The following is a 24,961-nucleotide window of genomic DNA, read 5'->3' as shown; positions in this document are numbered from 1 at the left end:
TACAGATCTTGGTTTCTTTGGACAGCCCCATAATAGCTCGGGCTGCTGCCGGGCTTGCTGCAATCGCTTTCGCTGCGATGGTGTTCTGTCCAAAGATAATCATGTGCAAAAATATAGTTCCGCTTAATGCAAATGTCAAGAGCGTTTTGAGGCTTTATAAAAATCGCCTTCTGTTGGCGGGAAACCGGTCGTAGTAACGCTTCTTGTCTTCGTACATGAGTCCGTCTGCTTTATGCATGGCTGTACAGATGCTTTCCCCGTTTTCGCAATAGTAGAGTCCGATGGCAAAACTGACCTTGCCTGGGATCATCGATTCCTCGCGGATCCTGTTGACTTTGTCTTCAAGATCCTTCTTTGGCTTGTCTAGGGCAATGACCAAGAACTCGTCGCCGCCGGCGCGGTAAAGTTCGCAGTCGCTGAAATAGCTTCTTAAAATCTGGGCTGCATCTTTCAATAGCTTGTCGCCGGCATCGTGCCCCTGATTGTCGTTTGTTGATTTGAGACCGTTCAAGTCTGCAAAGATGACGCCTAGAGACTTGAACTGCACTTCTCCGTTCATGAACTGTGTAACCTTGTTGTTCATGGAATTACGGTTCATGGCGCCAGTCAAGAGGTCTATACGGCTGAGTGTTTCGAGTTTTCCTAGCAATTGGTAGTTTGCTATTTCTGAAGCGACAAAGAATGCAGTAAGTTCAAGCGTTTCCCTAATGATCAGTGTATTTGACGTGTTGAAATTTGCAACCCAGATAAAGCCGATCGTCGTGCCGTTGTATTCCAAGGGCAAAAGAACAAGACTCTTGACATTTGCTCCCGTGAGCGATTCGTACCATGTCGGGTTTGCTTTATGGATGACTTCAAGATCGTATTGGTTCTTGATCATCAGGCAATTGCTACCGGCAAGCGTGTCTATCCAGGATTTTGCGAATTCAACAAAGTCCTGGTCCTTCAGTTCACGAATGGAGTGTATGCTTGAATCTTTTTTCAGAGCGTCGCTAAATACAGACCAAGTGTGCTCATTGAAGTCCGTGAGCAATACGCAACAGTAGCTGGCGTCACAAATTTGGCGGATGTCCTCGATGACTTCGTCCATCGTCTTTTGCAGATCTGCGGCTCCGCGTAGCTTGATGCAGGCCTGTAAAACATTGGAAGATGTTGTCGCCGAAATATTGGACATGGCTTCAATATTTTCTTCGAAAGAAATCTCTTGCGAGTAGCTGCAATATGCCTTTTTTGGATCATTGATGTTGAGCGGCATCATGTACAAGTTTATGCTGAAATTATAGTACTCGGGACGGATGTATGCGTGAACGGGCTTTTTCTTGATGGCGCATTCGTAGCAGAAGTTTTCGAAGTTGAGTTCCTTCTTCATGTAACGTTCGTAACTACTGCCAGGGATGAATTTTTCCTTAAAGACGACATTTCCGTCTTTGTCGACTTTTTCCATGGCGTGAATATACAGGTTGTTCGCGGCTTCGATGCGTATGGTTCCAATTTTGTCGTCATCGCGCTTTTCGACTGACAAAATACTTGTCATCGTATGAAATTTATTTACAAATTCCTGCAAGTCCATCATTTAGCGATTCCTGCATTCAGGGTGTCTATCATAAAAAGCTTTTTTGTCTTCGTACATGCGGGAATCGGCTTCACGCATGGCCACACGAATATCGCCGCCTTTTTCTTCATAGTAAAAACCAATGGCAAAGCTGATATTGTTCGTATTGTCCGACTTCTCTCGTAGTGCTTCTACTTTGCTGCTTAGGACTTCTTTGGGCGTTTCCAAGTCGATAATCAGGAACTCGTCGCCGCCGGCGCGGTAAATGCTACTTCCACTGAATGTTGTCTGAAGAATTTCGGCGGCGTCCACCAGAAGCTTGTCTCCGGCGTTGTGGCCGATTCTGTCGTTTACAGCCTTGAGGCTGTTCAGGTCTGCAAAGATTATTCCGTAGGAGGTCGGCATTCGTTCGCGTCCAGACGCAATTTGGATTACGCGGTTGTTCATCGCGTTGCGATTTCTTACGCCAGTCAAGAGGTCTGTGGAACTTAGCGTTTCAAGCCTTTGGAGCAATTTGTAGTTTGCAATCTCCGAGGCGATGAAGTATGTAGAAAGCTCAAGTGTTTCCTTGATATGGTCTGTTTCTTCGAGAGCGAAATTGGTGGCCCAGATAAAACCTATGGTCTCGTCGTTGTACCTGAGCGGGAATAAGGCGATTTTCTGGATGCCGGCTGATTTAAGGGATTCGTACCAGCTGGGACTGTGCTCCTTGATATATTCCATTTCTTTTTCGTCTCTGATAATCAGGCAGGAGCTTCCATTGATGATGTCTAGCCAAGATTTGGCGTAGTTGATGAATTCGTCGTTCAGGAAGTCCATAAGCGTATGCTTGCCTATTTCGGGAGCGGCATTTTCGCTGAGTAAAGAGCATTTGCGAGCCTTGAAATCCGTCAGCATGATGCAACAGAAGTTTGCTTTGCATATGTTGCGGATGTCCGCGATCACTTCATCCATGGTCTTGAGGAAGTTCTTTGTGCTGCGGAGCTTGATGCAGGTCTTTAGCACGTCAGAGATTGTCTTTGCTGAAAGGCTCTGCAAAGAATTCGTATTGATGTCGGTTGAGAGTTCTTGTGTGTAGGTACAGTAGCATTTGAACGGGTCTTCAAAATCGATTGGCAGGCTGAAGATGTTGAACCAGGCATTGAACCTTTCTGAGTGGATGTATGCGTGCATCGGCTTTTTGAGGATGGCGCTGCTGTAAATAAAATTTTCGAAGTTCAGGTCCTTGGGAATGTATTTTGTGTATTCCTGGCCTGGCACGAACTTGTTGCCGAATGGCATATCTATAAGATTGTCGTTATTTCTCTTGAAGGAGTCGATATAAGCCTTGTTCCCGACTTCAATGCGCATTTTGCCATAGCCGTTGGGCTTTTTCTCAACGGACATGATGCAGGTCATCGAATCGAATTGATCAACGTATTCCTGTAAATCCATGATTGCTCCTTCTTTGACCAAAAAAGCCTCTATAAAAATAGTATGAATAAATTGATTCGGCTTGTTTGATTTTACATTTTTTGAATGATTTGTTTGAAGTAGTGTCTTTCCCTTCATGATTCTGTGATTTTTTTATATTCACGCCAATGACTCACGATACGCTATTTGACCCGATTCGCAAAAAAGAAGTCCCTGCAACGCCCGAAGAACATGTCCGTCAGGCGACGGTGCGTTATTTGATTGATGTGGTGAAGGTGCCGGAACACTTGATTGCGGTGGAATTCCCGCTTTCGTCGATTGATGCGAAGACGGCAGATCGCGTGGATATCATGGTGCACAATTTTCGGGCGGGGGCGCCTCTAGCAAAGCCGTGGCTCCTGGTGGAGTGCAAGGCTCCGGGCGAATACACTTGGCCCGTGTTGCAACAGCAACTGAACAAGTACTTGCAGATTTTGACGCCGAACTACGTGATGCTTGCGCTTGGCGATGCTGTGCGCTATTTTGAGCTGGATCCCGTGACGCGCCGTTTCAAGAAAATCGAAAGTTTGCCAATGTTTGGTTAGAGTGTTACTTTACCACAGACAAAACGTCCCCGTCGGCGAGGCGTGTCTTGATGGTGTCGCCGCTCTTGAGCTGGCTTGCCTTGCGGATAAATTTGCCGTTTGCATCTAGCGTGAGCGAGTAGCCCTTGGCTAGAGTCGTCTTGGGGTCTGCGTTTTTGACTTTCTCGTTTACAAGTTCGAACTGAGATTTTGCGAGGTCGAGAATCTTGCGGGAACCTTGCTTTAAACCTTCACGGTTGCGGTCGAGGCGCTCGTGCTCGGATTTTATATAAAATGCGGAGTCCTTCTTGATGGATGCCGCAATAAGGACGTGCTTCGATTTTTCGTTCTGGATGAATCCGAAAACTTTTTGCTGGAGCTGGTTTCCCATCGTGCCGAGTTGCTTGTTGCTTTCGGTGAGCAAATCGCGGGCGCCATCGGCAATGCTTGCCATCGCCTCTGTCATGCGGTTCCAGCTGTCTGTGACGCGTTCCACGAGGCGTTTGGCGCAGTCTGTGGGCGTGATGCACGAGAGGTAGGCGACTTCGTCCAAAAGGCAGCGGTCGATTTCGTGTCCGATTCCCGTAAAGACGGGGGTGGGGTAGTTTGCGACCGCGCGGCAAAGCGCTTCGCTATCAAAGAAGTTCAAGTCCGTCTTGGCGCCGCCTCCGCGCACGATGCAGACAACGTCTAAATTTGAATCGCTCTGGAGCTGTTCCAGTGCAGCGATGATGCTCCCTTCGGTTTCGTTCCCTTGCATCCGCGCGTAGACGGTCGTGACTTCGAATGCGAACGGAGACGCTTCAAGTCGCGTGGTAAAGTCCTTGTACGCTGCGGTATTCTCGCCTGTGATAAGCCCCACGCGGAGCGGCACTTCGGCAAGTTCGAGCTGCTTGTTCTTTTCGAGCAGGCCATCCATCGCAAGGCGCTTCAGGATGGCGCTTTTGGTCAGTGCAAGTTCGCCAATCGTATAAACCGGGTCGATGTCCAGAATTTGCGCTTGCAACTTGCCGTATGGGATGTACAGTTCCGCGCGCACGAGAAAATTGACTTTCAAGTCGTGCTTGAGCGTAAACGGCTGCGAAAGGCTAGAAATCTTGGCAAGAATCGCATCGTATTTGGCGGTGTAGCAGTAAAGGGCGAGGGTCGCCTTCGGTTTCACGTCACCATCGGCAAAGTCCGCAATGCTCAGATAAACGCCCGACGGTTTTTCCGCAATTTGCGAAATGACCCCGTGCACCCAAACCGCAGGTGTTGCTTCTACGGTGTTCTTGAGCGAACGCATGTACTGCGTGACCGAAAATGTGCGAACTTCTTGATCCATTTATTGGGGGCGCCACCTTTTGCTTTGTCATTCCCGCCTCCGAGCGGGAATCTCCTTTGACGTTAATTATAATAATAATTAAATTGGTATAAAAAGGACTCCCCGTGTCGAAAGTTGTTTCAGCAATGGATATGCGTCAGAATTTTGGGACGCTCTTGAACCAGGTCGCTATCAAGGACGAAGAAATCGTCATTGAACGCGCTGGCAAGCCCTTGGCACGTCTCGTGAGCATGAATTCTGCCACAAGCGGCAAGCTTGATTTCCGCGACATTGGCAAACTCCCCAACGACATCTGGAACGAATTTTAGGCCGGATTTTCGCCTGACCTTCATATAATTTTGTTGTCAAAATCCTTGACAATTTCTTTCGTATAGCCTATATTTTGTTTGTGGTGTTTTTATGCTTACAAAAAGCTTACTTTTATTACTTTCTGCACATATGAGTTTAACCTAAAGGATCAATAACATGAATACAAGAACCCAAAAGATGCTTATTGCGCTTGCAGGTACATTATCTGCAACGGCTCTTTTGACCGCTTGCGGTGAAGAACTTGACCAACTTACAAATGCCGATTTAAATACGGTTGCATCGTTTAAAGACCTGGGCGATTGCAATTCCAAGAACAAAGGCCGCATGGTTTATGTCGATAGTTCCGATGCTATTTACTTCTGTTCCGACAGTGTCTGGAAAAAAGTGAGTCTCTCTGATGTCAAGGACTCTGACGGCAAGAATGGTAAAGATGGTTCAGACGGCAAAGACGGTAAGAATGGGGTAGATGGAACATCCTGTACCGTAGAGCCTCTGAAAGACGGTTCTGGATATGACGTGCTATGCGGTGGCAAAAAGGTCGGGACTCTTTTGAATGGTAAGGACGGTGCTAAAGGAGCCGATGGCAAAAACGGAACCAACGGCTCGAACGGCAAGTCTGCATACGAAATCGCAAAGGAGAACGGCTTCAAGGGAACTGAAGCCGAGTGGCTTGCTTCGCTGGCGGGCGCACAGGGTTCAAGTTGCTCCATCAAAGTCAATGAACAAAAGAACGGTTACGATTTGACTTGTGGTGATAAAACTGTTACGATCACGAATGGAAAAGACGGCGAAAGCGTTACCGGACCTGCGGGCGAAAGCTGCTCGACCAAGTCAGTCGAAGGCGGCGTTGAAATAACCTGTGGCAAATCCGAACCGGTCGTCATCAAGGACGGCACAAATGGAAAAGATGCCAGTGACGATGCTTGCAGGGTTGTTGGCGACAAGGCTGGTGTGGTTACGCTTGAGTGCGGCAAGGGTGAGAATGTCCAGATTGAAAAGTTCTACAAGGCAACGTGCAACAACGAGCCTTTTGATCCGGAAACCCACTTCTGCAATTTCAATGAAAAAGAAGGAGTCTTTGCTGTCCTTGAACTGTGTGGCGGAAAGGCCTATAATCCTAGCGATGTCATCTGTAAGGACGGAAAACGACTGAAGTTGTGCCCTTCGGAATGCAATTCTGAAGATTGCGAAGATAGTCTCTATGACATGGATGCTCAGTTCTGTTATGCTAAGGTTGTGTATGACCTATGCGATGGCAAGGATTACAATCCGATGAAGTTTGAATGCGTAGAAAACGAATTACAGAAATTTACTTGCGGTGAAAGTGAATATGACCGTGGAACGCAGTTCTGTGCAAAGCGAGGCGATGTTGTGGAACGCGTCTACAAGAAGGTGAAAATCGGCGAACAGATCTGGATGGCTGAAAACCTGAACTATGAAATTGAAGACAGCTGGTGCGGTGGCAGTGCCAAAAGTCCTGATTATGAGGGAGCAGACTGCGACACCTACGGTCGCCTGTATACCTGGCAAGCTGCTGTGGACAAGCGCGAGTGCGGCCGTTTCAAATGCGACCTTGGCTCGGGCTATGTTCAGGGTGCTTGTCCGGACGGCTGGCACGTGCCGAGCCAAGCGGAATGGGAAACCCTGATCGACGCTGTGGGCGGGAGCGCCACGGCGGGCCAAAAACTCAAGGCTCAGACTCTTTGGAATGCAGTCGATGACATCGAGAACGAGGATGCATACGGTTTTTCGGCGCTCCCTGCTGGCTTTAAGTATGTCAATTTTACCTTCGCTAATGCTGGCGGCAGCTGCGGCTTTTGGGGAACCACGCAGTGGGACGAGGGCGAAAACTACGCTTATGTAGTGTCCCTGGGTAGCAGCCGCGACAAAGCGAATTTGGGCAACTTCAATAAGGACTATGCCTACTCTGTACGTTGCTTGCAGGACTAGCATGGAGGCGAATGCAGCGCAGAAATGCTCGCATTTCTGCATTGCTGAGCCGAACAGCGAGGGACTCCGTAGGAGTCCACTAGCACAGAGGCGAATGCAGCGCTAAAAATCTCACCCGAGATCTACTCCAAAGACCTCGGGTATTTTTTATAGAACGAAAAAACGCCTCCGACTTAGTCGGAGGCGAAATTGTAATGTCATTCTCCGTTAGGAGAATCAAGGCGTTTCCCCTTGTTTAATTCATAAATCCGGCAAAGATGTTGTTGCTCAGGAACGGTACAAAGCCGAGGAGGATTACCGCGATGCTCAGCAAAATGATGACTTCGCGCTGGCGCTTGGTGAGGCGGAGCGGGTTCAAATGTCCGTCCGGTTCATCGACCCATGCAGCCTTGATGAGCTGCAAGTAGTAGAAGAGCGCAATGACGTTGTTCAAGACGGCGAATGCCACGAGTGCGTAATGTCCTGTCGAGGCTCCGCTGAAGAACAGGTGGAATTTGCCAAAGAAGCCGGCGAGAGGCGGAATGCCTGCCAAGCTGAACATTGAAATCGCAAGGGCGATGGCGAGGCTCGGGTTTTGCTTTGAAAGTCCGCGGAGCGACTGGAATGTTTCTTCGCGGTGATGCCCGATGATGCCGAATACGAAGAATGCGAGGTAGTTCGAAACGGCATAGACAAAGAGGTAATAGATGATTGCTGTCTTTGCTGTTGTTGCTGGGCCGAGCAAGGCAATCATGATGTAGCCTGCCTGAGCGATAGAGCTGTAAGCCATGAATCGGCGGAGACGGCTCTGCTTTAATGCACCGAGGTTACCGACAAAGAGCGTGACGCCTGCGAGGAGCGCAATGAGCGGTGCTATCTTGTCTTGAATCGGGGAGAGCGGGCCATAGACGAGCACGACGAGGAACGCAATGGCTGTGGCCTTCGAAGTCACGGATAGCACTGCGGTTACTGGCGTCGGAGCGCCTTCGTAAACGTCCGGAGCCCAGGTGTAGAACGGAAACAGCGTGAGCTTGAATCCGATTCCGCAGAAGAGGAACAGCACGGCAATCCACAAGAGCGGGCTAGAACCGCTTGCGACAGCGGTCTGGATTTCGTTGAAGTGGAGGCTTCCGGAGAAACCGTAGAGGTAGCTGAAGCCAAACAGTTCAAATGCTGTGGCGACAGATCCCATCAAGATGTACTTGGTAGCGGCTTCAGAGCCGTATTGGTCGCGTTTGTTCCAGGCGGCGAGTGCGTACATCGGGATGGTTGCAATTTCGAGGCCGAGGAAGAACGTGAGCAAGTCGCAAGCGCTCACGACCGTGAATCCACCGAACGTTGCAAATGCGATGGCGCCGATGAATTCGGCAATCTGGTGCATGGGAGGCTTCTTGTCGGCGCCGTGTTCAAAGTAGTCCTTGGAAAGCCACATGCCAAGCAGAGCGCTCACCATGAGCACTTCGCGCATGAGTACGCCAAAGTCGTCCACTTTCCAGTTGCAGATAAAGAACTTGCCGTTGCCGCTGGCGAGCGGGATGACGTTCAGCAAGAAGAAAATGGCGATAAAGCCGATGTTTGCCATGCGCCAAGGGACCTTGGATTGCGTGGTCACGAAAAGGCGAATCCCAATCACGACGAACGGGAAAATCAGCAGCAAAACGTCAGGTAGAATGAAGTTTGGAATTGCAAAATTTGTCATAATTAAACCTACTATAAACCTGCCGATGAAATCTTTTCAAAGATTGGTGCAATGCTCTGGTCCAGGAGTTCTGAAATCCAGCCGGGGCAAACACCGATGAACAACAAGCAGGCAACGAGAACGACAATGACCAACTTTTCGCGGAAGCATCCATCGGTGAGGCTTTCGTATTTCTGCGGGAGCGGACCATGAAGCATGCGGTTCGCTGTTTGCAAAATGTAGACGGCGGTCGTCGTGATGGAGAGAATCGCGAGAATCGTCACGATGCGCGTGAGCGTGGAATCTTGCTGGAACGCGCCAATGAAAATGGTGCTTTCGGCGATGAATCCGCTAAAGCCCGGGAGACCAAGCCCTGCGAAACCGGCAAGCACAAAGCCTACGCCGAGGAACGGCATCTTGCGCATGATACCGCCCATTTCCGTGATGTCACGGGTGTGGGTGCGTTCGTAAATCATGCCGATGGTCGCGAAGAAAAGCCCAGTCAAGAATCCGTGAGAAATCATCTGGAGGCTAGCGCCACGAAGTCCAATCGGCGTCATGGCTGCAAGTCCTAAGAAGATGAGGCCCAAGTGGCTGATGGAACTGTAAGCGGTGATATACTTGAGGTCCTTGTGGCGGATGGCGATGAACGGGCCGAGAACCACGTTGAAAATCAGGAGCGCTACAACGTACGGGAGCCAAATCTTGGCGGCTTCGGGCATGAGGAACATGGCAACGCGGAGGCATCCGTAGGCACCCATTTTCATCATGACGCCGGCAGCGAGCATCGAAACGGCGGTCGGTGCGGCGGAGTGACCGTCCGGACTCCAAAAGTGGAACGGGAAGAGCGAACTCGAAACGGCAAATCCCATGAACATGAGCGGGAACGCCCACATCTGGAAATTCATCGGAAGTGTCGTCTTTGCAATTTCAATGAGGTTCCAGCTTGTAGCGCCACTTTCGAAGTAAAGTCCGAAGAGCGTTGCAAGAATCATCGAAGAACCGAACGCGAGCGTCAATGTGAGCTTTTTACCACCATAGTCGCGCTTGCCACTGCCGTAGCAGGCAATCATGAGGTACATGCAGAGTGCTTCCATTTCGTAGAACACAAAGAAAAGCACCAAGTCAAAGCTCATGTACACGCCGTAAACGCTTGTGGCCAAGAGCTGGATAAGTGCAAAGAAAATCTTCTGATTCCCTTTGATCTTGAGGCTTACAAGCACACCTGCCCAGACGATAAACGCCGTGAGTGCAAGCAATAGCATGTTGAGACCGTCAGCGCCAACAATGTAGTGGGCATTGAACATCGAGAGCCACGGGATGTCTGTGAAGAATCGGAGCGCAAGCGGTGCGGCAGCCGGATCTGTCGGAGTTCCCGAGAGGGCATAGATAGCGTAAGTCAAGTAGCAGACAATTGCAAGGACAATCGTTGCCGACGTGACATGGATGGTTCTAAGCGTCTTTTCGTACGTGGCGGGAATCAGTACGCAGGCGAGAACCGTTAAGAGGGGGAGGACCCAAATGGAGTTAAAAAGTATTGTATTCATGGGTGCGCCTTACAGGGGAAGCTGGCCGAAGAATCGCCAAAGGAGAACGCCAACAATCAAAGTACCCAAGTAGAACGGCAAGTAGCCGGCCTGGGCAAAACGGACCAAGTCACCGAGCTTGTGGACAAACCAGACCGTAAAGGCGAGGAGTCCTTCAATCACGTAATCGTTGAATGCGCGGGCGACACGTGCGATACCGCCAAAGATAAACTGGCGGACGACGGCGTAGTACATTTCATCGAAATAGAACTTGTGGTAAATGACTTTGTAGATGCCGCTGCGGTTGGATTCGTCGAGGGCGCGTTTCACTTTTGCCCACGGGCTTGCGTAAAGTAACCAGGCAATCACGAGTGCGACAACGGCAATGCCGACGGCGACAAACGGGAGCCATTCAGCATGGTCGAGCTTGACGAGCTGCGGAACATTCAACTGGCCCGGAATAAAGAACTGTTCGAAAAGAGGCTGGGCGGCGAAACCGCTTGCAAGTGCCGGAATCGCAAGGATTGCAATCGGGAGTGTCATCGCGAAATCTTCGTGCACATGGCCTGCCTTGACGCCTTCGTGACGCGGAGCGCCATGGAACGCCAGGAAGAACAGACGGAACATGTAGAATGTCGTGAGACCGCTCGTGAGGAGTGCTAGCCCAAAGACAACGTAATGGTGCCCTTGGAATGCGGCAAGAATGATTTCGTCCTTGGAGAAGAATCCGGAGAATGGCGGAATGCCCGAAATCGCGAGAATCGAAATGAGTGTGCAGGCGTAAGTGAGCTTCATCTTCTTTCCGAGACCGCCCATTGCATCGAGATCGTTCGTGCCGACCTGATGAATCAAGCTACCGGCGATGAGGAACAAGCTGCACTTGAAGAAGGCGTGCGTAAAGATGTGGAATGTCGAAGCTGTCCAACCAGTAACGGCGACAACTTGGCCAATCTTGCAAGCGCCAAGCGCAAACATCATGTAGCCGAGCTGCGAAAGCGTGGAGTAGGCGAGGATGCGCTTGATGTCCTTTTGCGTGCAAGCGATGACGGCGGCGAATACCATCGTGAAGGCGCCAACCCACATGATGAGCGTGAGGGCGTTATCGCAAATGGCAAAGAACGGGAAGAGTCGAGCGACCAAGTAAACGCCTGCGACGACCATCGTTGCACTGTGAATGATAGAGCTGACCGGTGTCGGACCTTCCATCGCGTTCGGAAGCCAGATATGCATCGGGAACATGGCGGACTTGCCCCAGCCACCGGTGAAAATCAAGATGGAACCGAGAACGAGTGCTTCGGATTTCGAAACAGTCACGAGACCGAGGTTGATGAAGTCTTTCTGGAAATCAATGAGGCTAAGCGAATTGAGCGTCGAAAAGTCGAAGCTTCCGACGACGTAGCTCACGAGCACGATGCCGAGCAAGAAAAAACTGTCGGCAAAGCGGGTGAGGATGAACGCCTGCTTGGATGCGCTCACGGCACTTGGCTTGTGGTACCAGAAACCGATGAGCAAGTAACTCGAAACGCCAACGAGTTCCCAGAAGATGAACATCTGGAAAAGGTTTGTCGCGACGACGAGGCCGAGCATGCTAAAGCTGAACAGCGAGAGCAGTGCAAAGAAACGCCCGGCGGCGCGGTCTTCGCGCATGTAGCCGATGCTGTAGATGTTCACCATGAAGCTGATGAACGTGACGACCACAAGCATCATTACGGAGAGCGGGTCTACGAGCATGCCGATTCTTGCGACCAAATCCCCGATGAACGGGATAAACGTGTGGTCAAAGAGAATCGCCTTTTGCGGAGCAAAGTCCGAGCTGAAGTAGTGGAAGGCGAGTGTGCCTGCGGCGGCAAATGCAAGGCCGTTGCAGAGGACTGCGAAAATCGCGGCCGCTTTTGCGCACTTGTTTCCGAGGAAGAGCCCGTTCACGACGAACGTGATGAGCGGGAATAATAGAATCAAATAGCCGAGAGTGATATCATCAATCATGGAGGTCCCTCAACTGGTCAACGTCAAGACTCTTATGGCGGCGGTACATGGTCACGATAATCGCAAGGGCGATGGCCATTTCGCAAGCCGTCACGGCAATGACAAAGATACTGAACAGAGCGCCTGCGGTCGCATCGTGTGCGGTGAAGTAGGCGAAACTGATAAAGTTGATGTTTGCGGCATTCAGCATGAGCTCAATGGAAATGAGCATGCCAATGAGATGGCGGCGGCGCATCAGGCCCCAGACGCCAATCCCGAACAGCAAAAATGCGAGAATCAAGCAATTCAAAAGGTTCATTTGCTAGCCTCCTCTTCGGCATCTTCCTTGGTGCGGCGGGCGACCGTGATAGCGCAAATGAGCGTCATCAAGAGGAGTACGCTCACGATTTCAAACGGGATGATGAATCCGTTCGGATCATTGCCGAGTAAGCGCAAGGCGAAGTTCTGGAGTGAAGAATAGTCGGCGGGGGAGTTCACGATGCCACTTGCCAAGTCTGGAGTCGGCAAAACGCACTTGACCATCACGAATACAAACGCGATGGAGAGTACGAACGCCGTGAAAATTCGCGGCATCTTTGTTGAGAATGCGTCTTCTCCCAAATGGCTTGTGAGAAGAATTGTAAACACCACGAAAATCACGACACCGCCCACGTAAACCATCACCTGGGCAAGCGCAATGAATTCTGCGTGCATGAGCATGTAGAGGATGGCTGTCGTGACAAAGCTAAAGATGAGGAACACTGCGCTTTGCAAGATGTTTTTGACGGCAACGCAACAAACCGCCGTCATTAAAATCACGAATGCGACGACATAGAACGCAATGTCCATGCCACCCATCGGGAAAGATAAAGGCAAATCCGGGAACATTAACCTTGTCCCTCCTTCTTATTTAAAATCATTTCGAGATCGTTGGGGTCGGTTGTCGCGACTTCGAAAGCGGGGCTCATCTGGATGGCTCCAAACGGGCAGGCTTCCACGCAGAGGCCGCACTGGGTGCAACTCGCGAAGTGGTACACGTAACGTCCGAGAACTTTCTTGCCCGCAATGTTCTTTGTGGCAAGCACGTTGATGGAGGCGTTCGGGCAGGCGCGTTCGCACATGCCGCAAGCAGTGCAGTGGTTGTTGCCATCTGCATCTTCGATCATCTCGAGGCGGCCGCGGTAGCGGTCGTGCATTTTGAGCGTCTTCCTGTTTTCGGGGTACTGTTCCGTAACGATGCGCTTAGGATTGAAAAAATACTTGAGCGTCACGGACAATCCGCAAATAAGGCTCCACGGACCCGTAATGCAACGCTTCAAGTAGCGCTTGATATATTGTAATGTTGAAATCTTTTCTTGCATAAACTAACCACCAATTGCGATAAAGGCTGCGCCAGCGACGAGCAACACTAGGTTTACCGGCAAAAGGAATTTCCATTCAAAGTCCATGAGCTGGTCTACACGCGGGCGCACGAACGTCCAGCGGACCATCATGTAGCACCAGACCATAAAGTAAATCTTTGCGAAGAACCATACGACGCCAGGCACCATGTTCAAGACGTTGTCCACAGCGGCAATGCCGATGCACGGCGGGAAGAATCCACCGAGGAAGCATGTGGTTGCGAGTGCGGAGTTTGTGATGAGCGCGATGTATTCGGCGAGGTAGAACATGGCAAACGGAGTGCCATTGTATTCTGTGTGGTAACCGCCCGTGAGTTCCTGTTCTGCTTCGGCAATGTCGAACGGAGCGCGGTTCATTTCGGCGGTACTAGAAATAAAGAAGAGGATGAATGCTATGAAACCGAGGACCGGGATTTTGAAAATCCACCAGTCAAAAATGGTTCCTTCCTGGCCCATCGTAATGCTCATGAGGTTCGTAGAACCAGAAATCATGACGACGAACAGGAGAATCATCGCAAACGAGATTTCGTAGCTGATCATCTGGGCGCCACTGCGGAGCGCACCGAGCAAGGAATACTTGTTGTTACTGCTCCAGCCGCCAAGCAAAATGCCAAGCACGCCAAAGCCGTTCACCGCGATGATGAGCGGGATGCCCATCGAGACGTCGGCCACGACAAGGTTCTTGTCGAACGGAATCAAAGCGCAGACGATAAACGGTGCAATCAAGACGATTAGCGGAGCCAAGTAGAACATGAGCTTGTCTGCCCCACTCGGAGCATACACTTCCTTGAAGAGCATCTTGATCACGTCCGCGATGGTCTGGAGCGTTCCGTGCCAGCCAAGACGCATTGGGCCAAGGCGGCATTGCACGTGGGCGCAAACCTTGCGTTCCATGTAAATGAGAATCGGGGCAGAACCGATGTTTACCACGCAAACGGCGATAATGCAAATCACGGCGTTGATGAGGAAGGCGACGACGCTGTTGAGGTCTTCGGACTGGATGTTTGCGGGCAGATATTCTGCCAGGCGCGGGACCCAATCACGGACAAAGTCGCCAATAGGATGTGTTACTGAAGGTACAAACATAAACTACCTGTCAATTTCTGGAATCACGGGGTCTAACGTTGCCATGATGGTCACGAGGTCCGAAATCTTGTGACCTTGAGCCATCTTGTTAATCGCTCCAATATGCGGGAAGCTCGGACCGCGTGTGTGGATGCGGTACGGCTTTTCACCGGTCGTTGCGGCGACAACGTATGTCGCGTAAAGACCCTTTGCGGTTTCAATTTCGCTGTAGTAGCGGCCCACTGGGAGTCGCACTGGCTTTTCCTTGCTGCGCCACGGACCTTCGGTCGGGAACTTTTCGACGCACTGGCGTAGAATCTTGAGCGATTGATGAATTTCAGCAATGCGGATCTGGTAGCGGTCGTAGCAGTCGCCGTTATGGAACACGGGTACGTCAAAGTCGAGCTGGTCGTAAATGCTATACGGATTTGCACGGCGCACGTCAAAGTTCACGCCGCTGGCGCGGAGCACAGGGCCAGAGCAACCGTAAGCGATCGCGTCTTCTTTGCTCAAAACGCCAATGCCGATGCTGCGTTCCAACACGATGATGTTTTTCGAAAGGAATCTTTCGTAGTCCTTCATCGTATCTTCCATGTGGTCGAGGAATGCTTTCACGCGCGGGATAAACGTATCCGGTACGTCATAGCGGCTGCCACCCGGTCTAAAGAAGTTTGTCGTAAGGCGAGAACCAGTCACTTCTTCGAGCATGTCGTGAATCATTTCACGTTCCTTGAAGCCGAACAAGAGGCAAGTCTGTCCGCCAAGGTCACCGCCAAAGCAACCGTAGAACACCAAGTGCGAGGCGATGCGGCCAAGTTCCTGGAGCATCACGCGGATGTATTCGCCACGGAGCGGAACGCCCACGTTCATGCCCTTTTCAAGAGCGATGACAACGCCCAAGTTATTTTGGATGGCGGTCAAATAGTCCTGACGGTCCGACATCGCGATGTACTGCAAGTAGCTCATCGATTCCGCTTGCTTTTCCATACCGCGGTGGATATAGCCAAAGTGCGGGACAACTTCTACAATGGTCTCACCGTCCATGCGGAGCGTGAGTCGCAAAGCACCGTGAGTACTCGGGTGCTGCGGACCCATGTTGATAAAAAATTCTTCAGTATTCGATTTGCGTTCGAGGCGAAATCCCGGAGGTAACTGATGACTCATATAGGCCTCCTAATCATTTCCGGGTGAGTAAAGTCTTTACGGAGCGGGTAACCCACGAAGTCCTTGTCCAAGAAGATGCGGCGAAGGTCGGGGTGGTTTTCAAACTTGATGCCGAACATGTCGTAAACTTCGCGTTCCTTGATTTCGGCACCGGGGTAGAGGTGCGATATGGTCGGGACGCTAGCGAGGAGCGATGTCGGGCGCTTTTCTTCGTCAATCGAGAAGTCTTTCTTGAGCTGCACACAAAGGAAAATCTTGTGACCGATTTCAAGGCTTCTGAGCATTGTCACCATGTCGAAGTGATCGTCGTAGTCAATCGCGGTCACGTCAATCAGGTAATCCATCTTGAATTCAGGATCATTCTTGACAAATTCAACGACGTTCAGGTAATCTTCCTTTTCGAGCATGACTTCGAGCGGGCAATCCGCCGGCAACTTGGCAACGACATCTTCTGGAGTGTCTTCACCGCGCGTATGCACGGTCACGTTCGGGAACTTGGCGCGGAGCTTTGTGAAAAGTTCAAGCTGCGTCATGCCAAAGCGCTTGGCGGGTACGCGTTCCACTTCCGGCATATCCGGCTTCTTGACGCGGATGGGCTTGAAGGCACTCTTGTAGTCCGGATTTTCTTCCTTGAACTTCGCGCGGGCTTCGGCCATCTGCTCGTCTTTCATTTCTTCGAGAGCGGCCCAAGTCTTTGCGGCTTCGCGATAGCGGTCCATCGTCGAAACGTCTTTCGGTTCGCCTTCGTGCCACGGGTTGCGGCAAGTTTCCTTGAGGATCTTTTCGCGGAGCGTCAAAAGTCCATGGAAAAGTGCTTCGGGGCGCGGCGGGCAACCGGGAACGAACACATCGACCGGAATCAAGTTCTGTGCACCACGGACAACAGAATAGTTGTCGTAGATGAACGGACCACCGCTAATCGTGCAGGCGCCCATGGCGATCACGTATTTCGGACCGGGAATTTGTTCCCAAAGCATCTGGATGGCGGGAGCCATGCGGCGGGTAATCGTACCTGCCAAAATAAACAAGTCCGCCTGTCTCGGGGACGAGCGGAACACTTCAGAGCCAAAACGGGCAATGTCATAACGAGCCATAGAACTCGACATCATTTCGATGGCGCAGCAGCTAGTACCGTATGTCAGAGGCCAAATGGAGTTTGCACGGGCCCAGTTCACAACATAGTCGATGGCGTTTACAACGTACTTTCCACCGGGAATCGGGTCCAAGATCTTTGGAGCTAAATTGATTATTCCCATTTGAGAATTCCTTTTTTCCAGGCGTAAGCAAGGCCCGAAACGAGAATCGCAATGAAGATGATAAGGTCGATAACGACGACTGATGGCGGGAGCGCCGTGTGGCCAGCCATGATTTCCTTGAAGTTCATCATGACGGGGAAGAGGAACAGCGCTTCGATATCAAACACGAGGAAGAGCAAGGCGAACAGGTAGTAGCCCACCTTGAACTGAATTCTTGCGTTGCCGATGGTTTCCATACCGCATTCGTACGGAGCCATCTTGTTCTTTGTATTCTTGGTGCGGTAGCCTAGCAATAGGCCCGTGACGGTTGCCGCCGCCGCGATAAACGCGCCCAGAAAAAGGAAAATGGATAGAATGATGTATTCAGACATAGTTATTAGTCAATGGTCAATAGTCGTTGGTCTTTAATAGAAATTCTGCAAGTCCTGGACGGTTCCGAATAGCGTGTTTGCAATCTGGAAACGGTCCAGAACGTGTTTCAACAAGTCCTTAAATTCATCAATGGTGCCTGCGTTCATGGTATTCAACTTGCCTTGAATATCACTCACGAAACCGTAAACGACAGGACTCGATTTCATGCCCTGCATTTCCCCACTCCATTGCTGCAACACTTTGTCCGTATCAATCCTTGCGATAACGTATCGCGTCGTCGAAAGCAACTCCTGCAAAAAGTGCACAAGGAAAATTTCTTCTTGCAAGATACCCCAGCGTTTGTCCTTAGAGTAAAGCGAAGAATTTTCCGCCTTGCCGTAGAAAATCGCAGCTTGCGCATATTCGAGGCATGTCATCAGGAGACGTTCATAACGCTTGATGTCCTTGCTCAAATGCTGGTACCATGCATTGTTTTCTTCAGGCGTAGATTCCTTGACTTCTGCAATTTCATTCGGAAACAGCGCACGGAAAGCGTAATACACTTCTTCGTAATAGCGGTTCCTCATGCGGCAGTTGAACGCACGGTTTTTTTGTGTGTAGTCGCAATGGTGTAGGGACGATATCATGCTTTTTCAACCCCTCTGACGCCCTCGACTTGCCTTATCTTGGTCACAATGGCATCGACCTGGTCCTTGCGGAACGCCTTGAATTCCATGCGGATGCGTCCTGTGTACTGGGCGCTTGCGATGCTCATTCTGTCTAGCGACAAGTTTTCGTCTTTCAGAACCATCAGGATGCTTAATGGCAAGTTCCTGCGGTTGTCTGTTTCAATCGTGAGGTGCGTTGTAAATGGTTTTGTGACATCGGCGCTCCAGTCAACGGGCAGGCGTTGGTCGGTCGGCAAGTCCTTGAGGCAAGGGCAATCGCTCTTGTGGACTTCAATACCGATCTGCGGGCGCATCACGCCGACAATCTTATCGCCTGGAACTGGACCACAGCAGCTTGCGAAATGGATAAGGAGGCTGGTCTCGTGACCGATCATCAACGGCATTTCGTCGGTGAGCGTGTTGTCCATGTCCTTTCCGAATTTCGGGTAGAAGCGGAGCGCTGTCGTTTCCTTGGAAATATCATTTCCGCCGTTCAAGAAGCGGTGGATGTCCTGGAGCGGCAGTTCGCCCTGGCCTAGCTTTTCGAAAAATTCATTGAGGCTCGTCATGCCGAAGTACTGTAGAATGGCTTCGTCCTTGGGTCTCTTGTCTTTTTCGATCTTGAGGAGGCGGAGTTCGCGTGTCCAGATTTCCTTACCGAGGCTGCGGGACTGGATGATGATGCTTGTCTTCATCCACTTGCGGAGTTCTTGCTTTGCCTTGATGGTTTTTACCATGTTCAGCCATTCTGGACTCGGTTCCTGGTTCGGACTCTTTAAAATCTGGATCGTGGCGCCATGCGGCACCGGTTCATCAAGGCTTACGACCTTGTCGTTAATGCGGGCGCCAATGCAGTGCAGCCCAAGTTCCGAATGAACCGCAAATGCAAAGTCCAGAACGATGGCGCCTTCAGGGAGTTCAATCGAAGCGCCCTTCGGAGTAAACACCGTCATGCCTTCGGGTTTCAGGTCCACCTTCAAGAAGTCGAGGTATTCCTTGGAGTCCGAGATTTCGGATTGCAGCTTGACCATGTGGTCAAGCCAGGCGAGTTCTTCGCCTTCGTGCTGCGTTTCCATCTTGTAGGCCCAGTGGGCGGCGAATCCTTTTTCGGCGGTTAAGTCCATGTCCTTTGTGCGGATCTGGACTTCGACCATCTTGTTTTCAGGACCGATGACCGTTGTATGGATACTCTGGTAAAGGTTCGGCTTCGGGGTGGCGATGTAGTCCTTGAAGCGGCTTTGAAGCGGCGTCCAGAGGTTGTGTACATAACCGAGGGCGAGGTAGCATTCCGGGATCGTCTCGACGATGATGCGGATGGCGAAAATGTCGAAGATGTCTTCGAACCCGCAGCCGCGCGCGATCATCTTGTTATAGATGCTGTATATATTCTTGGTACGTCCCTGGATGGTGCAGTCGAAGTCTTCGAGGGCCATCTTGATCTGGAGCGGCCCAATCACGGACTGTACGTAGTTCTCGCGCTTTTCCTTGTTCTCGATAAGGGCATCGACGAGCTTCTGGTATTCATCCGGGTTTACGTACTTGAAGCTCAAGTCTTCGAGTTCGGTTTTCAGCTTGTATAGACCGAACCTATGGGTGAGCGGTACGTAGATATCGAGCGTTTCCTGGGCGATAATCTTTCGCTTTTCGGGCTTCATGTATCGCATGGTGCGCATGTTGTGGATGCGGTCAGCGATCTTGATCATGATGACGCGCGGGTCTTTCGCCATGGCCGTAATGAGCTTACGGTAGGTGCTTGCCTTTTGCGCCGTCTTGCTTGCCTCCTGGACGGCGGTAATCTTTGTTACCGCATCGACCATGAACGCCGTGTCTTCGCCAAAAAGTTCTGAAATTTCACTGAGGGTATGCGGGGTGTCTTCCACCACGTCGTGCAATAAGCCTGCTAGTACCGTTGCCTGGTCTTGCTTTAAGTCTGCAAGAATCTTGGCCACTTCGTAAGGGTGTTCTGTGTAGGGCATGCCGCTTTTGCGGTATTGACCATCGTGGGCATCGGCAATAAAGGCTATAGCTTTTCTAAGAATCCCTTCGTCTAGCTTTGGATTCTTCTTAAGGAGCACATTTACAATGTGCTCCTGATTCGTTGTAAATTTAGCCTGATCCATCATTCTCAATTTATCTAATAATTTGATACATAAGCGTCTTTTTTTTTGGAAATATGCCAAAAATAAGACAAAAAAATGCGTTCTTCGGTTTAAAGATCGTAAAAAATCAGAAAAAAAGATTTGAAATGTTTTTAGCCTGTTGTAACTCTTACAACAAAAATAATATTACACCGAGTCTTGTTCTTTTAGATTAGATTAATTTAAAGGACAACAATTTTGCCGAATTCTCGGCTGTTGTTGGGGTTGGTATACAATGAATAAGTGGATGAAACTAATGCCTATGGCAGTAGCTGCCTTTGGCTTATTGGCGTGCGGTGATGACAAATTGCCATCAGACGTGCAATGTTTAACACCAGAATGTCTTGAGGAATATTGGAGTTCTTCGAGCGAAGCGCCTGACAATGGTGCTAGTTCTAGCTCATCCGCAGAAGAGGCGGGTGAGTCCAGTTCTTCGGACAATCAGCAATCTCCATCGAGCGGTATGGACGGGACTTTGTCCAGTAGCGGTGTTGGACCTGTCGAAGGTTCTTCTAGCTCTGCATCGCTAAGCTCTGGGCTTGAAGGCTCAAGCTCGAGCGTACATCACCATCGTTCCAGCAGCTCTGTAGCAGAACCTCCGGTTGAATCGAGTTCTGCTGTAGCGCCGGTGAGTTCGAGTGCTACTGAACCGCCGCCGTCCCCGGTGAATGAATTTGTTGAAGACCACCGCAGCGAATGCCAGATTGGCAATATCCCGTCGAGCGTGGACAACGCAAAACTCCCGGACCCGTTCAAAAAGCTTGATGGTACACGCATTTCGTCCAAGGCCGATTGGAAGTGCCGTCGCGAAGAAATCGGTGCTATGTACGAAAAGCTCATGTTCGGTACAAAGCCGCGTAACCCGGAAAAGGTTGAAGGCAGCTATTCCGGCGGAAAGCTCACCATCAAGGTGACCGACAAGGGCAAATCCGGTTCGTTCTCCGTGAAAATCAGCAACGCGGGTACGAAGGATAAGCCGAAGCCGGCCATGATCGGTTTTGGCGGTGGCATGATGGGCGGTTGCGGAAGCCTCGGCAACGCGACGAACGGTCTTGATATCGCTCAGATTACGTTTAACCCGGATGACGTCGCTCCCGAAAGCGGTGGCGGTATGTTCTTCCAGCTTTATAACCAGGGTCAGGGCACCATCATTGCATGGGCTTGGGGCGTAAGCCGCATTATCGACGCTCTCGAAAAGACTCCGGAAGCGGGTATCGACGTGAAGCATCTTGCGATGACGGGTTGCTCTCGCTGGGGCAAGGGTACTCTTGCCGTGGGCGCGTTCGATGAACGTATCGCTCTCACCATTCCGCAAGAATCTGGTTCCGGTGGCGCATCGCTTTGGCGCGTGGGAGCTCAAGTCAACAAGCAGAAGGGCAAGCAGTTTGTGCAGGGCCTTGCTAGTGCCGGTACCGAAGGCAAGTGGATGATTTCTAGCTTCAAGAGCTACGATGGCAGGGAAAATACGCTCCCGTTCGACCAGCACATGTTGGTGGCCATGGTTGCACCGCGTGCGCTCCTCATTCTCGACAATGCCGGCCAGGAATGGTTGGGTGAAGTTCCGTCGAACTATTGCGGACAAGCTTCTAAGGAAGTTTATGACGCTCTCGGTGCAACGGAAAATTACACCTACAGCCAGGAAGGCGGTCACGGTCACTGCCAGCTTCCGAACGGACAGTTCGACGAAGTCAAGGACTTTATGAACAAGTTCTTGCTCGGCAAGGATGCCAAGACGGGTAAGATTGACTATTCCAAGAATACTCAAACCATCAACTTCAAAAAGTCTGAATGGATTGACTGGGAAACACCTAGCTTGAAGTAGTTTTTTAGTCGTTAGTCATTAACAGAAAGGCCTCGCGATTGCGAGGCTCTTTCTGTATAAACAGTTTTCTGTCTACTTCCGACTTGTAAATTCGCTACGCTCATTTACCAAATGCTAACCTCGGTCATGCCAAAATAAGTTTTTGCGCGACTCTCGGTTTACGCATTTGTCCTACTGTCTACCAATTTAAAGAGATTCCTGGAACTTGTGGAACTTGTCCAAAAGTTCTGCGTAGGTCTTTGTGGCTTCGAGCTGCGGGAACTGGGCGACGATGGAATCCGGTGCGCAGAAGAAGCAGCCCTTGTCGGCCTGCTTGAGCATACCCGTATCGTTGAAGGAATCGCCCGAGGCGAACACCTTGAAGTTGAGTTCCTGCAAGTGTTTTACGACCTTCGTCTTCTGGTCGCTCATGCGCAAGTGATAACCCTTGATCATGTCGTTTTCGACCACGAGATTGTGGCAGAAAATCGTCGGGAATCCGAGATTCTTCATGATCGGGTAGGCAAATTCCTGGAACGTGTCCGAGAGGATGATCACTTGGGCTTCGTCGCGGAGTGTGTCCATGAAGTCGCGGGCACCTTCGAGGAGTCCGAGATTTGCAATAACGTTCTGGATGTCAGAGAGCTTGATGTTTTCGCGTTCGAGAATCTTGATGCGGCCCTTCATGAGCACATCGTAGTCGGGTATGTCGCGCGTGGTGAGGCGGAGGTCCTTGATGCCCGTCTTTTCGGCGACGGCAATCCAGATTTCTGGCGCAAGAACGCCTTCCAGGTCAAGAGTGACAACACATTGCTTAGTAAACATAATGATTAGTTATTAGTTGATAGTTACTAGTTAATAGTTTTATTGTTTGTCAGAGAACTAGTTGCTGTGTCATCCTGAGCGAAGTCGAAGGATCTCTAGTAACTAGTAACTCCGAACTAGGAACTTTTTTTTCTCTCGTCTATAATTTCTTGCATATCCGCAGGTGTAATCGTGTAGTTTGTGCGGCAGAAGTCGCAGACGACGTTCAAGTCCTTGTTCTCGCTGCTGAGTTCCTGCAAGTCCTTGAGCGGGAGCGTTGCAAGTGTAGCAAGCATGCGGTCCTTGCTGCACGGGCAGAATGGCTTCGGGTCGATTTCGCGCACGACTTCGATGTCGTACGGGCCACGGAGCTGGTCCAAAAGTTCGTCAAGGTCGAATCCCTTGTCTGCCTTGTACATGTCGCAGAACTTCGGGAGGTTCTGCACGATAACTTCGATCAGGTTGATGTCCTTGTCCTCAAGGTCCGGGAATGCCTCGATGTAGAAACCTGCGGCGTAGTCGAGAATGCTCGGGTCCTGAGCATTGTACTGAGCTTCAATGCCCACGGCAGAACGAATCTGTTCGGACTGCAAGAGGTATGTGGCGAGGTTCTGGCCTACGGAGACGGACGGAGCTTCGATGATGCTTTCGTGGACACGTTTGCCCTGTTCGTTCAGCTTTACGACTTGAACGTGTTGTGGAACGAGCGCGGGTTCGTTTGCTCCAATAGCCTGGAGTTCTGCCTGCGGAATCATGGCGCGGACAAGACCCATCGGAGTGGAGTCTGTTTGAATCTTTGTAATTTCGCCGCCAAATGTGGTGGTGTAAGAAACGGTTCCTGCGAATTTAAGCCCAGCACTGAGGAAAATGCTTGCGATAGAGTTTTCTGCAAGCAGCTTGAGTGCAAAACCTTTAGCGTTGTGGTGCCGGCCGATTTCGTTCATAGTCTCTGTTAAATCGACCACAATAAGGCGGAAGGGCGTTTTTTTGCCCGTCGCACGGATGATTCTATCTTTGAAATTCATAGCCCAAATATAGAATTTAACGGGATTGCCGATTTAGAACAGGATGAAAAATGGATTGAGAATGCGCTATTTTTACTAAAAAATGTGATAAATAAACTAAAAAAAGCTATAATAATTAAATAAAGTTATCGGAGGTTTTATGCAGATACTTGTCTTGCTGGCAGATGGTTTTGAAGAAACGGAATTCGTGGTTCCTGTAGATTTGTGGCGCCGTGCCGGATTTAAGGTGACGGTAGCCTCAGTTTCGGGGGCCGAGGTTGTAGGAGGTGCTCATGGGCTGAAAATCCTCTCAGATGTAGCCTTGAGCAAGCTTGAACCTACCGATTTTGATGCTGTGTTCCTTCCTGGAGGCGGTGTCGGTGTCCAGAATCTCAAGGCTAGCGCCGCTGTTGAAACCACAATTTGCAGCCTTAATGACGATAATAAATGGGTTCTTGCCATTTGTGCCGCGCCGACAGTCCTCAGCAAGGCCCGGATTCTCGTGGATAGAAAGGCTACATGTTACCCTGGCTGCGAGAAGGAACTTGTATGTCGTGAATTTACGGAAGAACGTGTCGTGGTCGATGGAAACATCATTACGAGCCGTGGACCGGGTTCGGCAGAAGAATTTGCTCTAAAGTGCATCGCTGAAATCGGTAGTGTGGAACTTTCAGAACAGATTCAGCGCCAGATAGTGGCAAGATAAGTTATTTGTATCATTTTAAATTTTTGAGGTATTTAAGCGAAAAGCCTTAAAATACACCAAAACTGACAAATCGAACAAACTCATATGTAAAAAAATTCTCTATAAAGTTATAGAGAATTTTTTATATACAGTTTATAATTTGTTTATTAGTTCTTAAGTTGTGAAGTTATAAGTACAATGTTTGTATGAAAAAATATTTTTTTATTAAAAAAAGGAAATAAATGACACTATGTAATTTAAAAAATGCTATATATAAAGTACTCCATATACACCAATAAGGGTCGGAAACTAAAATTTCCGGCCCTTTCCTTTTGAATTAAATGTCCACGATTGAATTAGATGGCT

General features: G+C 50.2%; 22 protein-coding genes. 5 read left to right on the top strand and 17 right to left on the bottom strand.

Annotated features, from left to right (window positions below):
- Positions 1–154: 154 nt before the first annotated feature.
- The gene (locus B7990_RS06545) at positions 155–1,573 is read right to left on the bottom strand and encodes a sensor domain-containing diguanylate cyclase (RefSeq protein ID WP_088640201.1); all 1,419 of its coding nucleotides are present in this window, start codon (positions 1,571–1,573) and stop codon (positions 155–157) included.
- Positions 1,574–2,986, bottom strand: a complete 1,413-nt coding sequence (locus B7990_RS06540) for a GGDEF domain-containing protein (protein ID WP_088640200.1) — start codon at positions 2,984–2,986, stop codon at positions 1,574–1,576.
- A 146-nt stretch (positions 2,987–3,132) separates the two neighbouring features.
- Between B7990_RS06540 and B7990_RS06535 the strand changes: the two genes are divergently transcribed.
- Complete coding sequence (locus B7990_RS06535) at positions 3,133–3,549, top strand: type I restriction enzyme HsdR N-terminal domain-containing protein (protein WP_088640199.1); 417 nt, start codon at positions 3,133–3,135, stop codon at positions 3,547–3,549.
- A gap of 4 nt (positions 3,550–3,553) precedes the next feature.
- Here B7990_RS06535 and xseA read toward each other — a convergent pair whose 3' ends face one another.
- Positions 3,554–4,852 carry an exodeoxyribonuclease VII large subunit gene (xseA, locus tag B7990_RS06530; RefSeq protein ID WP_088640198.1) on the bottom strand — a complete coding sequence of 433 codons (1,299 nt, stop codon included), beginning with the start codon at positions 4,850–4,852 and terminating at the stop codon, positions 3,554–3,556.
- A 104-nt stretch (positions 4,853–4,956) separates the two neighbouring features.
- Here xseA and B7990_RS06525 point away from each other — a divergent pair, with 104 nt between their 5' ends.
- Together B7990_RS06525 and B7990_RS06520 are read left to right on the top strand one after the other, a co-directional pair.
- The gene (locus B7990_RS06525; protein WP_254794303.1) at positions 4,957–5,160 is read left to right on the top strand and encodes a type II toxin-antitoxin system Phd/YefM family antitoxin; all 204 of its coding nucleotides are present in this window, start codon (positions 4,957–4,959) and stop codon (positions 5,158–5,160) included.
- A gap of 157 nt (positions 5,161–5,317) precedes the next feature.
- On the top strand, positions 5,318–7,111 hold the full coding sequence (locus B7990_RS06520; protein WP_088640197.1) for a fibrobacter succinogenes major paralogous domain-containing protein: 1,794 nt from the start codon (positions 5,318–5,320) through the stop codon (positions 7,109–7,111).
- Positions 7,112–7,346: 235 nt separating this feature from the next.
- Here the strand turns inward: B7990_RS06520 and B7990_RS06515 are convergent, their stop codons facing one another.
- Genes B7990_RS06515 through B7990_RS06460 form a run of 12 tightly spaced genes read right to left on the bottom strand, consistent with a single transcriptional unit; the run spans position 7,347 to position 20,286 of the window.
- Positions 7,347–8,789, bottom strand: coding sequence for an NADH-quinone oxidoreductase subunit N (locus tag B7990_RS06515; RefSeq protein WP_088640196.1), 1,443 nt, complete (start codon positions 8,787–8,789; stop codon positions 7,347–7,349).
- 11 nt (positions 8,790–8,800) lie between these two features.
- On the bottom strand, positions 8,801–10,315 hold the full coding sequence (locus B7990_RS06510; protein ID WP_088640195.1) for a NuoM family protein: 1,515 nt from the start codon (positions 10,313–10,315) through the stop codon (positions 8,801–8,803).
- Between the two features lie 9 nt (positions 10,316–10,324).
- The gene (gene nuoL / locus B7990_RS06505; RefSeq protein ID WP_088640194.1) at positions 10,325–12,280 is read right to left on the bottom strand and encodes an NADH-quinone oxidoreductase subunit L; all 1,956 of its coding nucleotides are present in this window, start codon (positions 12,278–12,280) and stop codon (positions 10,325–10,327) included.
- The gene (gene nuoK / locus B7990_RS06500) at positions 12,273–12,578 is read right to left on the bottom strand and encodes an NADH-quinone oxidoreductase subunit NuoK (protein ID WP_014546971.1); all 306 of its coding nucleotides are present in this window, start codon (positions 12,576–12,578) and stop codon (positions 12,273–12,275) included. Before nuoK ends, nuoL begins: the two co-directional genes overlap by 8 nt.
- On the bottom strand, positions 12,575–13,147 hold the full coding sequence (locus B7990_RS06495; RefSeq protein ID WP_088640193.1) for an NADH-quinone oxidoreductase subunit J: 573 nt from the start codon (positions 13,145–13,147) through the stop codon (positions 12,575–12,577). The genes nuoK and B7990_RS06495 overlap by 4 nt, the downstream gene beginning before the upstream one ends.
- On the bottom strand, positions 13,147–13,620 hold the full coding sequence (locus tag B7990_RS06490) for an NADH-quinone oxidoreductase subunit I (RefSeq protein ID WP_088640192.1): 474 nt from the start codon (positions 13,618–13,620) through the stop codon (positions 13,147–13,149). Before B7990_RS06490 ends, B7990_RS06495 begins: the two co-directional genes overlap by 1 nt.
- Positions 13,621–13,623: 3 nt before the next feature.
- Complete coding sequence (locus B7990_RS06485; RefSeq protein ID WP_088640191.1) at positions 13,624–14,745, bottom strand: complex I subunit 1 family protein; 1,122 nt, start codon at positions 14,743–14,745, stop codon at positions 13,624–13,626.
- Between the two features lie 3 nt (positions 14,746–14,748).
- Complete coding sequence (locus B7990_RS06480) at positions 14,749–15,888, bottom strand: NADH-quinone oxidoreductase subunit D (protein ID WP_088640190.1); 1,140 nt, start codon at positions 15,886–15,888, stop codon at positions 14,749–14,751.
- On the bottom strand, positions 15,885–17,144 hold the full coding sequence (nuoB, locus tag B7990_RS06475; protein WP_088640189.1) for an NADH-quinone oxidoreductase subunit NuoB: 1,260 nt from the start codon (positions 17,142–17,144) through the stop codon (positions 15,885–15,887). The genes B7990_RS06480 and nuoB overlap by 4 nt, the downstream gene beginning before the upstream one ends.
- Positions 17,135–17,515 (bottom strand): NADH-quinone oxidoreductase subunit A, encoded by a 381-nt coding sequence (locus B7990_RS06470; protein WP_014546976.1) that lies wholly within the window; start codon positions 17,513–17,515, stop codon positions 17,135–17,137. Before B7990_RS06470 ends, nuoB begins: the two co-directional genes overlap by 10 nt.
- A gap of 33 nt (positions 17,516–17,548) precedes the next feature.
- Positions 17,549–18,142: a hypothetical protein gene (locus B7990_RS06465; protein WP_088640188.1), complete on the bottom strand. Its 594-nt coding sequence runs from the start codon at positions 18,140–18,142 to the stop codon at positions 17,549–17,551.
- Entirely contained in the window at positions 18,139–20,286 is a 2,148-nt protein-coding gene (locus B7990_RS06460; RefSeq protein ID WP_088640187.1) for a bifunctional (p)ppGpp synthetase/guanosine-3',5'-bis(diphosphate) 3'-pyrophosphohydrolase, read from the bottom strand. Before B7990_RS06460 ends, B7990_RS06465 begins: the two co-directional genes overlap by 4 nt.
- A 271-nt stretch (positions 20,287–20,557) precedes the next feature.
- Between B7990_RS06460 and B7990_RS06455 the strand changes: the two genes are divergently transcribed.
- Positions 20,558–22,123 carry a hypothetical protein gene (locus tag B7990_RS06455; RefSeq protein WP_254917367.1) on the top strand — a complete coding sequence of 522 codons (1,566 nt, stop codon included), beginning with the start codon at positions 20,558–20,560 and terminating at the stop codon, positions 22,121–22,123.
- 186 nt (positions 22,124–22,309) lie between these two features.
- Here the strand turns inward: B7990_RS06455 and thrH are convergent, their stop codons facing one another.
- Both thrH and B7990_RS06445 read right to left on the bottom strand, forming a co-directional pair.
- Positions 22,310–22,927: a bifunctional phosphoserine phosphatase/homoserine phosphotransferase ThrH gene (gene thrH, locus B7990_RS06450; RefSeq protein WP_088640185.1), complete on the bottom strand. Its 618-nt coding sequence runs from the start codon at positions 22,925–22,927 to the stop codon at positions 22,310–22,312.
- Between the two features lie 116 nt (positions 22,928–23,043).
- Positions 23,044–23,931 (bottom strand): Hsp33 family molecular chaperone HslO, encoded by an 888-nt coding sequence (locus tag B7990_RS06445; RefSeq protein ID WP_088640184.1) that lies wholly within the window; start codon positions 23,929–23,931, stop codon positions 23,044–23,046.
- Between the two features lie 139 nt (positions 23,932–24,070).
- Here B7990_RS06445 and B7990_RS06440 point away from each other — a divergent pair, with 139 nt between their 5' ends.
- Complete coding sequence (locus B7990_RS06440) at positions 24,071–24,616, top strand: DJ-1 family glyoxalase III (RefSeq protein ID WP_088640183.1); 546 nt, start codon at positions 24,071–24,073, stop codon at positions 24,614–24,616.
- Positions 24,617–24,961: the final 345 nt, after the last annotated feature.

This window comes from Fibrobacter sp. UWB4, from assembly GCF_002210345.1.
In the GTDB taxonomy this organism is placed as follows: Bacteria; Fibrobacterota; Fibrobacteria; order Fibrobacterales; family Fibrobacteraceae; genus Fibrobacter.
The sequence above is the reverse complement of the archived record's forward strand: the minus strand, read 5'-3'. Positions and strand labels throughout refer to the sequence as shown.

Coding starts and splice junctions, on each gene's coding strand:
- B7990_RS06545 (WP_088640201.1), bottom strand. CDS start 1,573: ATGATGGACTTGCAGGAATTTGTAAATAAATTTCATACGATGACAAGT.
- B7990_RS06540 (WP_088640200.1), bottom strand. CDS start 2,986: ATGGATTTACAGGAATACGTTGATCAATTCGATTCGATGACCTGCATC.
- B7990_RS06535 (WP_088640199.1), top strand. CDS start 3,133: ATGACTCACGATACGCTATTTGACCCGATTCGCAAAAAAGAAGTCCCT.
- xseA (WP_088640198.1), bottom strand. CDS start 4,852: ATGGATCAAGAAGTTCGCACATTTTCGGTCACGCAGTACATGCGTTCG.
- B7990_RS06520 (WP_088640197.1), top strand. CDS start 5,318: ATGAATACAAGAACCCAAAAGATGCTTATTGCGCTTGCAGGTACATTA.
- B7990_RS06515 (WP_088640196.1), bottom strand. CDS start 8,789: ATGACAAATTTTGCAATTCCAAACTTCATTCTACCTGACGTTTTGCTG.
- B7990_RS06510 (WP_088640195.1), bottom strand. CDS start 10,315: ATGAATACAATACTTTTTAACTCCATTTGGGTCCTCCCCCTCTTAACG.
- nuoL (WP_088640194.1), bottom strand. CDS start 12,280: ATGATTGATGATATCACTCTCGGCTATTTGATTCTATTATTCCCGCTC.
- nuoK (WP_014546971.1), bottom strand. CDS start 12,578: ATGAACCTTTTGAATTGCTTGATTCTCGCATTTTTGCTGTTCGGGATT.
- B7990_RS06495 (WP_088640193.1), bottom strand. CDS start 13,147: ATGTTCCCGGATTTGCCTTTATCTTTCCCGATGGGTGGCATGGACATT.
- B7990_RS06490 (WP_088640192.1), bottom strand. CDS start 13,620: ATGCAAGAAAAGATTTCAACATTACAATATATCAAGCGCTACTTGAAG.
- B7990_RS06485 (WP_088640191.1), bottom strand. CDS start 14,745: ATGTTTGTACCTTCAGTAACACATCCTATTGGCGACTTTGTCCGTGAT.
- B7990_RS06480 (WP_088640190.1), bottom strand. CDS start 15,888: ATGAGTCATCAGTTACCTCCGGGATTTCGCCTCGAACGCAAATCGAAT.
- nuoB (WP_088640189.1), bottom strand. CDS start 17,144: ATGGGAATAATCAATTTAGCTCCAAAGATCTTGGACCCGATTCCCGGT.
- B7990_RS06470 (WP_014546976.1), bottom strand. CDS start 17,515: ATGTCTGAATACATCATTCTATCCATTTTCCTTTTTCTGGGCGCGTTT.
- B7990_RS06465 (WP_088640188.1), bottom strand. CDS start 18,142: ATGATATCGTCCCTACACCATTGCGACTACACACAAAAAAACCGTGCG.
- B7990_RS06460 (WP_088640187.1), bottom strand. CDS start 20,286: ATGATGGATCAGGCTAAATTTACAACGAATCAGGAGCACATTGTAAAT.
- B7990_RS06455 (WP_254917367.1), top strand. CDS start 20,558: ATGCCTATGGCAGTAGCTGCCTTTGGCTTATTGGCGTGCGGTGATGAC.
- thrH (WP_088640185.1), bottom strand. CDS start 22,927: ATGTTTACTAAGCAATGTGTTGTCACTCTTGACCTGGAAGGCGTTCTT.
- B7990_RS06445 (WP_088640184.1), bottom strand. CDS start 23,931: ATGAATTTCAAAGATAGAATCATCCGTGCGACGGGCAAAAAAACGCCC.
- B7990_RS06440 (WP_088640183.1), top strand. CDS start 24,071: ATGCAGATACTTGTCTTGCTGGCAGATGGTTTTGAAGAAACGGAATTC.